The sequence below is a fragment of the Alcaligenes ammonioxydans genome (assembly GCF_019343455.1).
Classification (GTDB): domain Bacteria; phylum Pseudomonadota; class Gammaproteobacteria; order Burkholderiales; family Burkholderiaceae_B; genus Alcaligenes; species Alcaligenes ammonioxydans.
Window position 1 is genome coordinate 218240 of sequence record NZ_CP049362.1, and the last position, 16053, is coordinate 234292.

General features: G+C 58.6%; 14 protein-coding genes. 7 read left to right on the plus strand and 7 right to left on the minus strand.

Annotation, left to right across the window (positions count from 1 at the left end; genetic code table 11):
• Positions 1–68 precede the first annotated feature (68 nt).
• Together FE795_RS00960 and FE795_RS00965 are read left to right on the plus strand one after the other, a co-directional pair.
• Positions 69–2714, plus strand: a complete 2646-nt coding sequence (locus tag FE795_RS00960) for a TRAP transporter permease (protein WP_100214922.1) — start codon at positions 69–71, stop codon at positions 2712–2714.
• Positions 2715–2822: 108 nt separating this feature from the next.
• Positions 2823–3749: a pseudouridine synthase gene (locus FE795_RS00965; protein ID WP_003804873.1), complete on the plus strand. Its 927-nt coding sequence runs from the start codon at positions 2823–2825 to the stop codon at positions 3747–3749.
• 104 nt (positions 3750–3853) lie between these two features.
• On the opposite strand, the gene FE795_RS00970 is transcribed toward FE795_RS00965, so the two are convergent.
• The 6 genes from FE795_RS00970 to FE795_RS00995 form a co-directional block, all read right to left on the minus strand.
• The gene (locus tag FE795_RS00970; protein WP_003804871.1) at positions 3854–4843 is read right to left on the minus strand and encodes an asparaginase; all 990 of its coding nucleotides are present in this window, start codon (positions 4841–4843) and stop codon (positions 3854–3856) included.
• A 63-nt stretch (positions 4844–4906) separates the two neighbouring features.
• On the minus strand, positions 4907–5590 hold the full coding sequence (locus FE795_RS00975) for an ABC transporter permease (RefSeq protein ID WP_003804870.1): 684 nt from the start codon (positions 5588–5590) through the stop codon (positions 4907–4909).
• Complete coding sequence (locus tag FE795_RS00980; protein WP_219235442.1) at positions 5587–6300, minus strand: ABC transporter permease; 714 nt, start codon at positions 6298–6300, stop codon at positions 5587–5589. The genes FE795_RS00975 and FE795_RS00980 overlap by 4 nt, the downstream gene beginning before the upstream one ends.
• A gap of 18 nt (positions 6301–6318) precedes the next feature.
• Positions 6319–7128, minus strand: a complete 810-nt coding sequence (locus FE795_RS00985; protein ID WP_131071167.1) for a transporter substrate-binding domain-containing protein — start codon at positions 7126–7128, stop codon at positions 6319–6321.
• A gap of 89 nt (positions 7129–7217) precedes the next feature.
• Positions 7218–7997 carry an ABC transporter ATP-binding protein gene (locus FE795_RS00990; protein WP_003804861.1) on the minus strand — a complete coding sequence of 260 codons (780 nt, stop codon included), beginning with the start codon at positions 7995–7997 and terminating at the stop codon, positions 7218–7220.
• Between the two features lie 158 nt (positions 7998–8155).
• The gene (locus tag FE795_RS00995; RefSeq protein ID WP_003804860.1) at positions 8156–9445 is read right to left on the minus strand and encodes a Glu/Leu/Phe/Val family dehydrogenase; all 1290 of its coding nucleotides are present in this window, start codon (positions 9443–9445) and stop codon (positions 8156–8158) included.
• A 193-nt stretch (positions 9446–9638) separates the two neighbouring features.
• Between FE795_RS00995 and FE795_RS01000 the strand changes: the two genes are divergently transcribed.
• Positions 9639–10343 (plus strand): YggS family pyridoxal phosphate-dependent enzyme, encoded by a 705-nt coding sequence (locus tag FE795_RS01000; RefSeq protein WP_039944033.1) that lies wholly within the window; start codon positions 9639–9641, stop codon positions 10341–10343.
• A 135-nt stretch (positions 10344–10478) separates the two neighbouring features.
• Positions 10479–11447, plus strand: coding sequence for a Bug family tripartite tricarboxylate transporter substrate binding protein (locus tag FE795_RS01005; protein ID WP_003804856.1), 969 nt, complete (start codon positions 10479–10481; stop codon positions 11445–11447).
• Positions 11448–11476: 29 nt separating this feature from the next.
• On the opposite strand, the gene FE795_RS01010 is transcribed toward FE795_RS01005, so the two are convergent.
• Complete coding sequence (locus FE795_RS01010; RefSeq protein ID WP_059318361.1) at positions 11477–12163, minus strand: Crp/Fnr family transcriptional regulator; 687 nt, start codon at positions 12161–12163, stop codon at positions 11477–11479.
• 175 nt (positions 12164–12338) lie between these two features.
• On the opposite strand from FE795_RS01010, the gene FE795_RS01015 reads away from it, so the two are divergent.
• From FE795_RS01015 to FE795_RS01025, 3 genes are read left to right on the plus strand one after another with little or no spacing between them, the layout of a single operon-like run.
• Positions 12339–14306 (plus strand): AMP-dependent synthetase/ligase, encoded by a 1968-nt coding sequence (locus FE795_RS01015; RefSeq protein ID WP_059318360.1) that lies wholly within the window; start codon positions 12339–12341, stop codon positions 14304–14306.
• Positions 14306–15106 (plus strand): ABC transporter ATP-binding protein, encoded by an 801-nt coding sequence (locus FE795_RS01020; RefSeq protein ID WP_003804850.1) that lies wholly within the window; start codon positions 14306–14308, stop codon positions 15104–15106. The genes FE795_RS01015 and FE795_RS01020 overlap by 1 nt, the downstream gene beginning before the upstream one ends.
• Positions 15107–15117: 11 nt before the next feature.
• A complete protein-coding gene (locus tag FE795_RS01025; RefSeq protein ID WP_003804849.1) occupies positions 15118–16047 on the plus strand; it encodes a branched-chain amino acid ABC transporter permease in 930 nt (309 codons plus the stop codon).
• The last annotated feature ends 6 nt before the right edge of the window (positions 16048–16053 follow it).

The window sequence follows — 16053 nt, forward strand, 5'->3', positions numbered from 1 at the left end:
CACAGGCCGCCTGGCCGCAAGTGCCGCTGCACCAGCAGTGGTCTTGCTTTTCCTGGAGACACATGCAAATGACACAACAAGAACCTAAAAAAACGGCGCAGGACGTCGCTCTGACACAGGATGAAACAGCACAACTGGAAAAACTGGTTGCCGATGTAGACCGGGGCGGGCGCTCGGTCACGGGTGCGGCGGGCATGGTGTTGTTCCTGGCTGCAATCGGCTGGTCTCTGTTCCAGCTCTGGTACGCCTCTCCGTTGCCTTTTGCCCTGAATCTGGGGATTTTCAATGATACTGAGGCGCGTGCCCTGCACTTGGGCATCGCCATGTTTCTGGCCTATCTGGCGTATCCTGCCTGCAAGAGTTCGGCTCGGGATCGCATCCCAGTTCAAGACTGGATATTGGCGCTGATCGCCGCATTTTGCGGCTCGTATCTGTTCTTTTTCTATAAAGAGCTGGCCATGCGTCCCGGCATCCCGACCACGATGGATGTGGTGGTGGCCAGTGTGGGTCTGGTCTTGCTGCTGGAGGCCACGCGGCGCTCCCTGGGCGCGCCCATGGCGGTATTGGCGCTTATTTTCATTGCCTATATCTTTTTGGGCCCCTGGTTGCCCGATGCCTTGTCCCACCGTGGCGCTTCCTTGCAGCGTCTGGTCTCACACATGTGGTTGACCACCGAAGGGGTCTACGGGGTGGCCCTGGGCGTTTCTGTTTCTTATATTTTCATTTTTGTATTGCTGGGCTCGTTGCTGGATCGTTGCGGGGCGGGCAATTACATGATGCAGGTCTCCTTTGCCTTGTTGGGGCACTTGCGCGGCGGGCCTGCCAAAGTGGCGGTGGTGTCCTCGGCGGTCAATGGCATTGTGTCGGCCTCCTCGGTTGCCAATGTGGTGACGGGGGGCATTTTCACCATCCCCCTGATGAAAAAAGCCGGTTACGGTGGCATCCGTGCCGGCGCGATTGAAACCGCCTCCTCGGTCAATGGGCAGATCATGCCCCCAGTCATGGGCGCAGCTGCGTTTCTGATGATTGAGTATGTCGGCATTCCCTATACCGACATCATTCGGCATGCCTTGCTGCCTGCGGTCATTTCGTACATTGCCCTGTTCTACATCGTGCACCTGGAGGCGCTCAAACTGGGGATTCAACCGATGATGGCATCGGGCAAGCCCAAGACCTTTGTGCAAAAACTGGCTGGCTGGGGCATGGGGACGGCCGGCACCCTGATTGTGATGGGGCTGGTGTACTGGATAGGCGTCGGCGTGCAGGCGGTGGCCGGTGCCGCTGCAATCTGGATTCTGTTGTTCCTGCTACTGGCCTTGTACGTGTTTTTGCTGAAAGTGGCAGCGGATCATGAGGATCTGCCCACCGATATCAATGTGAACACGCCGGTGCGGCCCGAACCCTGGCCAACGGTGCGAGCCGGTTTGTATTTCCTGATCCCGATTGGCATTTTGGTCTGGTGCCTGACGGTAGAGATGATGTCTGCGGGCCTGTCGGCTTTCTGGGCAGTAATGGCCATGTTGTTCCAGATGGCGACACAACGGCCCATCATCGCCTGGTTTCGCAAACAGGCGACCGCCCAGCCTCTGCGCCAGGGCATCAGTGAAGTCTGGGTGGGGCTGCAGGAAGGCGCTCGCAATATGGTGGGCATCGGCATTGCCTGCGGGACGGCGGGCCTGATTGTAGGGGCCATCACACTGACTGGCCTGGGCCTGCGCATGACTGCCTTCGTGGAGATGGTATCCATGGGCAATGTGCTGGTCATGCTGTTTTTCACCGCTGCAGTATGTCTGGTTCTGGGTCTGGGTATGCCAACGACCGCCAACTACATTTTGATGGCGACCTTGATGGCCCCCGTCGTGGTGGAACTGGGGGCGCAAAGCGGGATGGTCATTCCGCTGATTGCGGTCCACATGTTTGTGTTCTATTACGGGATCATGGCGGACATCACACCGCCGGTCGGCCTGGCCACCTTTGCAGCGGCAGCCATTTCAGGTGAGGACCCGATCAAGACGGGCGTGCAGGGCGTGACCTATGCGATGCGCACCGCCGTGTTGCCGTTCATGTTCATCTTCAATCCCATGCTGCTGCTGATCGGCATTCACAGTGCCTGGGAATTAATGCTGGTGGTGCTGGGCGCCACGGTTGCATCGCTGGCCTTTGCCGCAGCCACCATGGGCTGGTTGCGGATCAAGACGAGCTGGCTGGAGACCGGCCTGCTGTTGCTGGTGACTTTCATGTTGTTCCGCCCCGACTGGTTTATGGATCACGTTGCTGAGAAATATCAGGATCGTCCTGCTTCGGAGTTGATGCAGATTGTGCAGACCATACCGGATGGCGGAAATCTGGTGGTTCAACTGGCCGGGATGAACCTGGAAGGCAAGGATTTGCAGAAAACAGTAGCGGTGTCGTTGCCGGCCTTGCCGCCAGGTGACCAAGCGAGCGGTCTGGCAGCGGCCAGCAAGCGCTTGTCGCAAGCGGGCCTGACGATCATGGCATTTGGCGACACGGCCCAAATTGCATCCGTGAGTTTTGGCAGTCCCGCACGTCGAGCCGGGTGGGAGCAAGGCTGGGACATTGAGCAGGTGAAGGTGCCTCATCCAGATCGCCCTTCGGAATTCTGGGTGTATATACCCGCTTTTCTGATCTTGATCTGGCTGTGGACTCGTCAAGGTGTGCGGATGCGTCGTATCCCCGATCCGGTTCGGCACTGAGCGTGTCAGTACTACCGGCCGTCCTTGCGGTGGCGGGTAGTACACTGATGGCCCTGATTGTCTGGCCCGCTGCGTTGGCGGGCCGTTTTCCGTGTGGCTTTTCTTGTCATGACACCGATAAACAGCGTCCCGCCCGTGCCTTCGCGTGACGGGGTCAGCCCCAGCAAAGTGTGGTGCCCGCCCGGTCCGTGGCAGCGGCTCGATGAGTTTTTGCTGCAGCGTTTTCCACATGTGAATCCTGAGGTTTTGCTCGATAGACTCAGGCGTGGCGACATTCTGGATCAGAATGCGGTACCCCAGACGCTGGATTCACCCTACCGGGCTGAGCGTTGGCTGTGGTACTTCCGCATGGTGGACAAGGAAACCATCGTTCCCTTTGAGATGCCCATCCTGTATGCGGATGAGTGTTTGATTGCGGTCGACAAGCCGCATTTTCTGGCGACGACGCCCGGCGGACGCTATTTGCATGAAACAGCCTTGAGTCGCCTGCGAAAACATTTCAAAGAGGATGGCATCAGCCCTATTCACCGGCTGGACCGGGAAACAGCGGGTATTTTGCTGTTTTGTCGGGACCCGTCTGCCCGTGGGGCATATCAGTCCCTGTTTCAGCAAGGTGGCATTGAGAAGGAATATGAGGCGGTGGCACCATTTCAGGAAAAACTGGCAAGCGGGCTGGTGTACCGTAGCCGCCTGAAAGAGGTGCCGGGCCGTTTTGTGATGGAAGAAGTGGCGGGAGAGCCCAACAGCAGTACCGAAATCGTGTGCGAGCGACATTGGCAGACCGGGCAGGGCGATCATCGGGCGCTTTATCGCCTGCGCCCGCATAGCGGTCGCAAGCATCAGTTGCGGGTGCATTTGAGCAGCTTGGGTGCCCCCATTCTCAATGATGTGTTTTATCCGGAGTTATTGCCCGAGCGCGCTGCCGATGATTTCAGTCAGCCGCTGCAATTGCTGGCGCGGCACATTGCATTCATCGACCCTTTGAGTGGCCAGCCACGGCGCTTTAGCAGCCAACGTCAGCTGGAGCTGGCCTAGTTGGCCTCAGCGTTCACGCCGCGACTCGAACTGCGGGCATCTTGAGTGAACGTCAGGCGGGCAACAGGTGTACGTCCCCTTGGCACACCAGCCGGTCCGGGCACTCAGTAATCGCGGAAAACCGCTTCGATCTCATCGTGTTCCAGCTTGTTGGCCAAGGACAGCATCAACAAGATTCGGGCCTTTTGCGCGGGCAGGTAATGCGCTGCGATCGTGTGATGGTCGGCATCATAAGCGCTGTCTGTCACAGGCCCTGCAGGGATACGGGAGGCGCGGACACAGACCACGCCGAGCCGGTGAGCCAGGCTGACCCCTTCCAGCGCGCCAGGAGTCAGGCTGCCGTTTCCGGTTGCGGCCACTACCAGGCCCTGCACGCCGCTTTGGGCCGCGTGGCGATACAGTTCGGCCAGCGTGTCGGGATGATCGTAAAAAATCTGCACTTTGGGCAGGCTGTGCAAAGAGCGAACATCGAACAGGCTGCTGTGGGTATGGGGCAGCAGGCTGCGCATCATGAAACGAGCCTGGCCGCCCGCTACCAGTCCCAGTGGGCCGGCATCGGGCGAACCAAATGCGCCGGTCTGGGTGGTGTGTTGCTTGCTCAGAAAACGGGCGCTGTGAATCTGGTCATTGAGCAGCACCAGCACGCCCTGATCCTGAGCCCGCGACGAGCAGGCCACTTGCACTGCCTGGTATAGGTTCAGCGGTCCGTCGGCGCTCAGGGCCGAGGCCGGGCGCATGGCCGCTGTCATCACCACCGGCTTATCGGTTTTCAGGGTCAGGTGCAGGAAAAAAGCACTTTCTTCCAGGGTGTCGGTGCCATGGGTAATGACGGCGCCGTTGATATCGGGGCGTGCCAGCAGCGCATTGAGTTTGTGGGATAGCTCCAACAGCATCCGCGAACTCATGGCCCGACTGTCCACGTTGAAAATCTGGTGGCATTCCAGGTCGGCCAGCTCATTGAGAGCCGGTACGGCTTGTAAAAGCGTTTCCACGCCCTGGGTGATGTCGTAGTCAGTCAGGCCCAGATTGGATTGGGTGGTGGCGGCAATCGTGCCGCCGGTGCCCACCAGGGCCAGTTTGGGGCGTGTTGGCATGTGACAGTGCTCCGCGTCCAGTTGTTATGGTCGGTAGGGCGCACAGTCTGGGTGAACGTCGGTTCAACGGCGAACTTTCAACCAGCGCTCGATCAGGTGTACTACCGACAGCAGGGTAAAGTTAATCAGCAGGTACAGCAGGCCCGCAATCACGAAGGTCTCGATGATGGCGTAGTTCTGGTTCATCAAGCGTTTGGCATGGCCGGTCAGATCCATGACGGCAATGGTCGAGGCCAGACTGGTGCCTTTGATGGCCAGCACGATTTCATTGCTGTAGGCCGGCAAGGCCTGGCGGATGGCCAGGGGGAAGACGACGCGGCGAAAGCGCATCCAGGCGGACATGCCGATGGATTTGGCGGCCTCGATCTGGCCGACCGGAACGGCCTGAAAGCCCCCACGGAACACTTCGCTGACATAGGCGCCACTGTTCAGGCCAATGGCCAAAATGGCGCAGCGCATGCCATCGCTGAACAGCCACCATAGGGCGGGGGTCTCGCGTACAAAACTCACCGTGCCTACGCCGTAATACAGCAGAAATAACTGAACCAGCAGGGGGGTGCCCCGAAAAACGGTGCTGTAGCCAAAGGCAAAACCGTTCAGAAGACGGCTGTGGGACTGGCGCATCAGGGCCAGGGACAGGCCGATGAACAGCGACAGCACAATGCCCCACAGACCGATATACACGCTCATGCCAAACCCTTTGAACAGGGTTTCGATGGTCGTGTTGAATAATTCCAGATCTATCATGGCCGGGCTCTCATGCCTTTGCCGGTATAGCGTTCGGCCAGTAAAAACAGGGCCTGACTACAGGCACCGATCAGAAAATAAAGCACACCCGCAATCAGGTACATGGCCATCGGTTCGCGTGTGTTGGCCGCTCCCAGGGTGGCGGCGCGCATGATTTCGACCAGGCCGACCAGCGAGATCAGGGCGGTGTCCTTGAGTGCGGTCTGCCAGACATTATTGGCGCCGGGCAAGGCATACCAGAACATTTGCGGCAGGATAATGCGGCGCAGGCGCTGCCAGGATGACATGCCGATGGCCTTGGCCGCCTCGATCTGGCCTTCAGGAATGGCCTGCAAGGCGCCGCGAAAGACTTCCACGCTGTACGAGCCGGCAATCAGGCCAATCGCCAAAATGCCCACCAGGGCGGGAAACCAGCGGGTGACGACATCTTCCATGCGCATGAAGTCGGCCAGATCGGAGACAAATTGCACCGAGCCGAAAAACAGCAGATAGATGATGAGCAGCTCAGGGATGCTGCGCACAACCGTGGTGTACAAGCTGACGGGGCCACGCAGCCAGCGTGGCCCGTTGGTCTTGATGCTGGCTCCTGTAATTCCAATGACAACGCCAAGGGCCATGCCCAAAACGGAGATCAGCAAGGTCATTGCCGCTCCGCGAAGGAACATCCAGCCCCAGCCTTCGCGCAGCACATTAAAAATGGTCTCTAGCATCAAGTGGTACTTCTCGACTTATTTCTTGCAGATCTCGTAGTTGGCGATGTCGATGTCAAACCACTTTTCGCTGGCGGTCTTGACGGTGCCATCGTCAATCAGCTTGCACAGGGCAGCATCAACCTTGGCTTTCAGTTCTGCATTGTCTTTGTGGATACCGACGGCAATGCCGTAACCCAGCGTCTCGGGATCGGAGGAGCCCTTGATGACCAGCTTGGACAGGGCAAAGTTCTGCTCGCCAACCTTATGCAGGAATTTGGACTGAGAGGTCAGGTCGGCAAAGGTGCCGTTCAGACGACCGGCGTCCAGATCAATTTGCATCTGGTCCAGGGTTTCGTAATTCTTGACAGTGGTCTTGGGGGCTTTCTTGGCCAGGAAAGCGCCATGTGTGGTGCCGCCCTGAACGCCAATGGTTTTACCGGCCAGGCCGTCAAAAATGGTCTGTTCGTTGTCGGCGCCGATCAGCTCGCTGTTCTTGGGCAACACGAAAATCGCGTCTTCAACGGCGTAAGGAATACTGAAATTGACGCGCTTGGCACGCTCGGGTGTATAGGACATGCCCGAGATGATCAGGTCAAAGCGTTTGGCATCCAGGGAAGGAATCAGGCTGTCAAAGGCTTGCACGATGAATTTGCAATCGCTGTTCAGCTCTTTGCACAGGGCTGCGCCAATATCGGCGTCAAAGCCGGTGACTTTACCAGCGGCGTCCACCATGCTCCATGGCGGGTAACCACCTTCGGTACCGATTTTCAGGGTGTCTGCCATTGCAGCCTGGGAGCCCAACAGGGCCAGGCTTGCACAGATCAGGGTCTTGCTGAGGAAACTCATGGTCTGGCTCTCCTTTGTGGAAAGGCTGGTCAGGGCCGTCTCAGCCCTGCTGGTTTTCCAGCCGGTGTCGTATGCACGAAGCGATGATCTTACTGCATTGGTTGTAAAAACTGCTGTAGACGCTCGGATTGTGGCCTATCGAACAGGTCTTTGGGGTGGCCGCGCTCTTCAATCAGGCCGTTGTGCATGAAAATGGTCTCGGAAGAGACGTCGCGCGCAAAGTTCATTTCGTGGGTCACCAAAATCATGGTGCGGCCTTCCTGGGCCAATTGGCGAATCACACGCAGTACCTCGCCCACCATTTCCGGGTCCAGCGCCGAGGTCGGCTCGTCAAACAGCAAGACATCCGGGTCCATGGCCAGGGCGCGGGCAATGGCCACACGCTGCTGCTGTCCGCCCGACAGCTCGGCTGGATAGGCATCACACTTAGTGCTCAGACCCACCTTGCCCAGCAGTTCGCGGGCGTAGTCGGCCGCTTCCCGGGCCGGACGTCCTTTGACATGGATGGGGCCTTCGGTGACGTTTTGCAGCACCGTGCGGTGCGACCAAAGATTGAAGTTCTGAAACACCATGCCCAGGCGTGCGCGGACTTGTTCAAGCAGGCGCGGATTGTCCGTCTGGCAAATTCCCTTGCGATTGCGGTGGCTGCGCAAAATGTCATTGCCGATCTGGATCTCGCCCTGATCGGGGACGACCAGATGGTTGATGCAGCGCAGCAAGGTGCTTTTGCCCGAACCGGAGGCACCGATGATGGAAAGCACATCGCCCTTGTGGGCTTGCAGGGAAATGCCCTTGAGCACCTCGTTGGTGCCAAAGCGTTTGTGGATGTCGCGTACCTGGACCGCCGCGTTCAGGTCATTGTTATTCACAGCAACGTCCTTGCGGTCAAAGAGAAAGGGGGTAAGGGTTTCATACGGGTGTCATATCCTGGATGCCCGATTCTACCGCTTTCCCCCTGTTTTTTTTGCACAGGCGCTGTATTTTGCTCATAAAAAGCGGCATAAACCGGGTATGCCGCCTTACAAGCTTAAGGATACAGGCCGCGTACCTGACGAGATTCCAGAATGCGGGCGCAACCCACGATAAAGGCAGCCGTGCGCAAGGTGACGTTGTGCTCCTTGGCGACCGCCGCCACGGTGGTGTAGGCCGAGCGCATCATCATTTCCAGACGGTTGTTGATCTCGTCCTCGGTCCAGAAGAAGCTGGAGAAGTCCTGGACCCACTCGAAATAGGACACGGTGACACCACCGGCGTTGGCGACCACGTCCGGCACAATGGTCACGCCCTTGCTGTTCAGAATGTCGTCGGCTTCGGGGGTGGTGGGGCCATTGGCACCCTCGATCACAATGCGGGCGCGAATGCGGTCGGCATTGTGCTTGTTGATCTGGCCTTCCAGGGCAGCCGGAATCAGCAGATCGGTTTCAATGTGCCAGAAGTCTTCATTGGCGATGGCCTCCGCGTTGGGAGCGCCGGCCAGACCCTTGTGCTGTTCCATGTGGTTCAGTAAGGCCAGTACATCCAGGCCGTTGGGGTTGTACACGGTGCCGGTGTGGTCCTGTACGGCCAGCACCTTGGCGCCGGCTTCCTGGAACAGACGCGCCGCAGTGCCGCCCACATTACCGAAGCCTTGCACAATGACGCGTGCGCCGTTCAGGTCGATGCCGGCATCACGGGCCGCTTCGCAGCCTACGGTAAATACGCCGCGCCCGGTGGCTTCCACCCGGCCCAGGCTGCCGCCCAGGGACACGGGCTTGCCGGTGACCACCCCTGTGCTGGTGCCGCCCACGTTCATGGAATAGGTGTCCATCATCCAGGCCATGGTCTGGGCGTTGGTGTTGACGTCCGGAGCAGGAATGTCCTTGTTGGGGCCGATGATCACGCCGATCTCGCTGGTGTAGCGGCGGGTGATGCGCTCCAGTTCGGCCTGGGAGTAGTTGCGCGGGTCAATACGAATACCGCCCTTGGCACCGCCAAATGGCAGATTCACGGCAGCCGATTTGATCGACATCCAGGCAGCCAGGGCCATCACTTCGGACAAGGTCACGTCCTGGTGATAGCGCACGCCGCCCTTGCCAGGGCCACGGGAAGTATTGTGCTGAACGCGGTAGCCCTCAAAATGAGCCACGGTGCCGTTATCCAGTTCAATGGGGACATCGACAATCAGTGTGCGCTTGGGACGCTTGAGTGTTTCAACCCATCGGGACAGTTTGCCCAGATACGGTGTGACTCGCTCCACTTGTTCGAGATAAATACCCCACGGGCCGACGTCGTCGGCGTTCAGGTATGACGGCAAAGCATGGGTGGGACGATCTGTCATGAGCTCCTCGATAAGGTTGGGGAAACGGGATGCGAGTACACCGTGAAGACGCCAATGGCATACAGACGTGCAACGGGGCAAACACGCGGTCGATGGGCTTAGCGACGGCCGTGTGTAACAGTTATGCTATCGGAAATGGCCGCTGTTGTGTTTGCAGCGTTTGCAATGATTTTCTCTGGATGCGTGTGCATTGATGGCTTTTTCTGACTCTTCCCTTTCAGGTCGGCTGGCGCAGCTGCGCCAGCGTATCGAACAGGCTTGCCTGCAGGCTGGCCGCCCTGCCAATGCGGTGGCTCTGTTGCCGGTAAGCAAAACCTTTCCTGCGCCCGTGCTGGCCCAGGCCCTGGATTTGGGCTTGTCGCGAATGGGGGAGAACAAGGTTCAGGAGATTCGGGACAAGCAGGCAGAGCTGGCCGATCGCGCGGTCCAGTGGGTGATGATAGGCCATCTGCAAAGCAATAAGGCCAAAGATATCGCTCGTTTGGCCAGCGAAGTGCAATCTTTGGACCGTTTGTCGCTGGCTCAGGCCCTGGATAGACACCTGCAAACCGAACAGCGCAGCCTGGATGTGCTGATTCAGGTCAAGACCTCGCCCGAGCCCAGCAAGTTTGGTCTGGCACCGCAAGAGCTGCCTGCGTTCATGCAATCCCTGCGCTCACTGGACACCTTGAAGGTGCGCGGCTTGATGACCATGGCCGTCAATAGCGATGATCCGCAGGCCGTGCGCGCCTGTTTCGCACAGTTGCGCCAGTGGCGTGACCGTCTGGTGGAATTGGGCTATGAACAGGTGCAAGGCCTGTCCATGGGCATGAGCGGAGATTTCGAACTGGCGATTCAGGAAGGTTCTACCGAAGTCCGGCTTGGCTCGGCCCTGTTTGGCGCACGTGACTATGGCTGATCGATATCCGCATCGTTACTAATGCCCTGGGTGAGACGCTCCGCGCATAATGTCTCTGCGCATCCCGGACGGGATGCTTAAAACTTAAAAAAAAGCGGCGCCAAAAGCGCTGCCTGCATGCACAGAGGAGACATCATGCATTGGAAAAAATTTGGAGCCGGTGTGCTGTTGCTGGGCGCCACCCTGACCGGAACGGCGTTGGCAGCGAACTGGCCTCAGTCGGCAGTGACCTGGGTCGTACCCTATCCCGCAGGGGGCGGTTCTGACGTGATAGCCCGGCTGGTCGCCAAACAGTTGGAAAGCAGCCTTGGACAGACACTGATTGTGGAAAACAAACCGGGGGCTGCCACCATTATTGGCGCAACCTACGTCAGCAATGCCAAGCCGGATGGCTATACCGTGGGTACGGCCGATTCGGGCACGCTGGCCTTTAATTCCTCCCTGTACAGCAAACTGCAGTACGATCCCGCCGCGTTTACCTACGTGGGTGGCCTGGCCCGCTTTCCCTTGATGCTGGCAGTCCCGCAAGAGTCTCCGTACAAAACGGTGGCCGAGCTCCTGGAAGCGGTTCGCGCCCAGCCTGAAAAACTGACCGCCTCATCTGCAGGCAGTGGCTCGCCCCACCATCTGGCCCTCGAAATGTTCAAGCAACGCACGGACAGCAAAATCGTGCATGTGCCCTACAAAGGAGCCGCGCCGGCCATTCAGGATCTGTTGGGCGGTCAGGTGGATATGTCCTTTGTGGATTCCGCTGCCGCGCTCTCTCATATAAAGGCGGGCAAACTGCGGGTGCTGGCGCTTGCCACTCCCGAGCGCAGCAGTCTGATGCCGCAGGTGCCGACCATGGCCGAGGCCGGGATTGCCGATTTCTACGCCTACGCCTGGCAAGGACTGGTAGGCCCTCCCAAGATGGCTGAGGACGCGCGTGAACGCTTGAGCCAGGACCTGATGCAGGCTCTGAAAACGCCTGAACTGGCTCAGCGTATTCGCGATATGGGCGTGGAGCCCATGCCGATGACGTCCGATGAGTTCCGGGCTTATGCCGAGCGCGAGCGTGCCGACTGGGCCGCCGTGATCAAACGGGCCGACATCCGCCTGGACTGACCGGAATGCGGTCGGATGCGACCGCATCATCAGGCGGCATATTCATCGCCGTAACGTTTCAGGCCGTCCAGGTCCAGAACCTGGACGCCCCCATACTTGATCAGTAACAGCCCTTCGTTTTCCAGCTGACGCAGGGCCTGGTTGGCCCGTTGGCGCGACACCCGCGCCAGATAGCCGATCTCTTCCTGGGTGATGTCCAGGCGCAGACCTTTTCCGGGGTAGAGCAGTGGATTGAACAGCTCTGCCAGACAACGTGCCACGCGGGCATCGGGCGTAGACAGGCTGTTGTACTCAGCCTTGCCGATAAATTGCGCCACACGTTCATTGAGCTGATGCAGGAGGTAGCGGTTGAAAGCAATGCTCTGGTCCAGCAAATCGTTGAAACTGTGCATGGGCAAGCGGGCCACCTGGCTGTCGCGCAAGGCCACCACATCGTATTTGCGCTCTTCGTTTTTCAGCAAGGAGCCTTCCCCTATCCAGCCGCCGGCTGGCACCCCGGTCATGGAGGCGATCTTGCCCTCAGAGTTTCCGACCGACACCTTGAGCAAACCCGAGAGCACACCAATCCAGGCTGTGGCGCGCTCTCCCTTGCGTTCGACGATGGCTCCGGCCTCGTAGGCGGTAATGAGCGTGTCGCGGCGCACTCGCTCTTGCAGCTCCGGCGTCAACAGGCGAAACCAGGCGGCTCGCTCGGATAAAGCATCTACAACATGCATGAGGATTAACCCTCGATAAAGGTCGAATGTCATGTCCGTGACAATCTTCGGGACGGGCAGCCGATAACTTGATTAATAACAGGCTGCAAATAGCGTGAAGGCATAACATGTGCCTTCTGCCGCAATCATAAGCAGCCTCCTGGACCATAACAAGCCGGGAAAATTCGGAGGAGACATGGTTGTGCGGATGGATAAAGAGCAGGTAGCGGGTTTACCCGGCACCTTCCCAGCCTGGATAGAACACCATGCCCAGGTGCGTGGCGACAAAGTCGCCATGCGCGAAAAAGACCTGGGAATCTGGCAGACCTGGACGTGGCGGGAGCTGGCCGAACAGGCCGAGCAACTGGCTGCGGGCCTGGCCGGGCTGGGTGTCAAAGACGGCCAGCATGTCGCGGTGATTGGTGAGAATCGCCCGCGCCTTTACCTGGCCATGATGGCGGCGCAGATGCTGGGCGCCGTACCCGTGCCGCTGTATCAGGATGCAGTGGCTCAGGAGATGCTGCACGTCTTGCTGGATGCCAGCATACGTGTGGCGGTGGTCGAGGATCAGGAGCAGGTCGACAAGTTGCTGGAAGTCTGGGATCAATGCCCGGACCTGGACGCGCTGATCTATGACGACCCGCGCGGTTTGCGTAACTATCAGCAAGAGCAACTGCAATACATCGAGCAGGTCATGGAGCAGGGGCGTTTGCAACTGACGCATGATCCCGATTGCGTACGCCGCATCTGGAAAGCGATTGCTCCGGATCATGCAGCCGCCATGTTCTACACCTCCGGCACCACCGGCAAGCCCAAGGGTGTGGTTCTTACGCATGCGGCCCTGATTGATCGCGGGCTGGCCATTCAGGAGCTGGAATCGCTGACCGATGCCGAGGAAGTCCTGGCGTATCTCCCCCCTGCCTGGATCGGGCAGAACATGTTTTCCTACACGCAGTTTCTGGTGACAGGATTTACGGTGAATCACCCGGAGTCGCCCGAAACCGTGTCCATCGACCTGCATGATATTGGCCCCACCTATTATTTTGCGCCGCCACGCGTGCTGGAGGGCTTGCTGACGCAAGTCACGATTCGCATGGAAGATGCCAGCGCCCTCAAACGCGGACTGTACAGGCGTTTTATGGCCTTGGCTCAACGCGTGGGCGTGAAGATTCTGGACAAACGACCCGGTGTGGGCCTGTGGGACCGGCTGTGCTATGGCCTGGGCAATATCCTGATCTACGGCCCCTTGCGCAATGCCCTGGGCATGAGCCGCGTGCGCGTTGCCTACACCGCTGGCGAGGCGATTGGCCCGGATCTGTTTGATTTTTATCGTTCCATCGGCATCAACCTGAAGCAGCTCTATGGCGCTACCGAGACGTCTGTTTTCGTGTGCGTGCAGGAAGATGGTCATGTGCGGGCCGACACCGTAGGCCCACCTGTGAAAGGGGTGGAAATCCGCGTGGCCGATAACGGCGAGATTCAGGTGCGCAGCCCCGGACTGTTCAAGGAGTACTACCGCAATCCTGAGTCCACCGCCGAATCCTTTACCGAAGATGGCTGGTATCACACGGGGGATGCGGGGTATCTGGATACCGATGGTCAGCTAAAGATCATCGACCGCGCCAAGGATGTGGGCAAATTGGCCGACGGCTCCCTGTTCGCGCCCAAGTACATCGAGAACAAGCTCAAGTTCTTTCCCTTTATCAAAGAGGCGGTGGCGTTTGGTGACGGCCAGAAAGAGGTCTGTGCCTTCATCAATATTGATCTGGAAGCCGTGGGCAACTGGGCCGAGCGCCGCAATCTGCCTTATGCCGGCTATACCGATCTGGCTGGCAAACCCGAGGTCTATGCCTTGATTCGTGACTGCGTGGCGCAGGTGAACGAGGATCTGGCCAGCGACCCCAAACTGGCGGGATCGCGCATCAGCGCCTTTCTGATTCTGCATAAGGAACTGGACCCCGATGACGATGAGCTCACCCGTACCCGTAAAGTACGCCGGGGCTTTATTGCTCAAAAATACAAGGTGCTGGTCGATGCCCTGTTCAATGGACTGGACCGGCAGTTTGTGGAGACAGAAGTGAAGTTCGAGGATGGGCGCAGCGGTCGCATTTCGGCAGACCTGCACATTGAGCGCATGACAGACGCAGCAGCAAGGAGCGCATGATGAGTGAGGCGCAAGTGGCGGGCCGTCGCATAGGCCCGGTGATACTGGATTTGAAAAATATTTCCTTGTCCTTTGGTGGGGTGAAAGCCTTGACCGACATCTCGTTCAACATTCGTGAACACGAGATTCGCTCCATCATTGGCCCGAACGGAGCCGGCAAAAGCTCCATGCTGAACGTCATCAACGGCGTGTATGCGCCACAACAAGGCGAGATTGTTTTACGTGACCAGAGTTATGCCCGCATGAACTCGCGTCACACCGCCGAGCAGGGTATTGCCCGCACCTTTCAGAACCTGGCCCTGTTCAAGGGCATGAGTGTGCTGGATAACATCATGACGGGTCGCAACCTGCACATGAAAAGCGGTGTGTTTGCTCAGGCCTTGCGTCTGGGGGCGGCCGAGCGTGAAGAGATTCGCAACCGTGAATACGTGGAAGGCATCATCGATTTTCTGGAGATCCAGGCCTACCGCAAAACGCCGGTGGGGCGACTGCCGTATGGCCTGCAAAAACGGGTGGATCTGGGGCGCGCCCTGGCAATGCAACCGAGCATTCTGCTGCTTGATGAGCCCATGGCGGGCATGAACATCGAAGAAAAGCAGGATATGTGCCGCTTCATTCTGGACGTGAACGAAGAGTACGGCACCACGATTGTGTTGATTGAACACGATATGGGCGTGGTCATGGATATTTCGGACCGCGTGGTGGTCCTGGACTATGGCAAGAAGATTGGTGATGGGGTACCGGACGAAGTGCGGCAGAACCCGGACGTCATCCGCGCCTATCTTGGCGCTGGCCATTGAGGGGAACGGACATGGCATTTTTTCTTGAAACCTTGTTGGGCGGCTTGATGAGCGGGATGTTGTACGCCCTGGTCGCGCTGGGCTTTGTCCTGATCTTCAAAGCATCGGGTGTCTTTAACTTTGCACAGGGCGCCATGGTGCTGGTGGCCGCTCTGGCCATGGCCCGTCTGTCGCAGTGGATTCCACAGTGGCTGGGTATGGAGCCCGGCTTATTGGGCAATGTGCTGGCCTTTATTGTCTCGGCCATCTTGATGTTTGTGCTGGCTGTCGTCATCGAGCGTTGGGTGTTGCGTTACCTGGTCAATCAGGAAGGCACGACCTTGTTGATGGCCACGATCGGCATCAGCTACCTGCTCGATGGCCTGGGCCAGATCGTGTTTGGCAGTTCGGTGTACTCCATCGATGTGGGGATGCCCAAAGACCCGGCGTTCATCCTGGAGTCCGTGTTTGAAGGTGGTGTGCTGGTCAGTCTGGAAGACCTGAGCTCGGCCGTAGTGGCGGCCTTGCTGGTGGTGGCCCTGGCCATCTTCTTCCAATACACCAGCGTGGGCCGTGCCCTGCGGGCGGTGGCAGACGATCACCAGGCGGCGCAGTCAATCGGTATTCCCCTGAACCGTATCTGGGTTGTGGTCTGGACCGTAGCCGGTTTGGTGGCCCTGGTCGCCGGGATTATCTGGGGCTCCAAATATGGGGTGCAGTTCACCTTGTCGACCGCTGCGCTGCGCGCCTTGCCGGTGGTGATTCTGGGTGGCCTGACTTCGGTGCCTGGCGCCATTGTGGGTGGCCTGATTATCGGTGTGGGCGAGAAGGTGTCCGAGGTGTACCTGGGCCCTTATGTGGGCGGCGGCATCGAGATCTGGTTCGCTTATGTGCTGGCCCTGGTGTTCCTGCTGTTCCGACCACAAGGTCTGTTCGGCGAGAAGATTATTGATCGCGTCTGAGGTGGA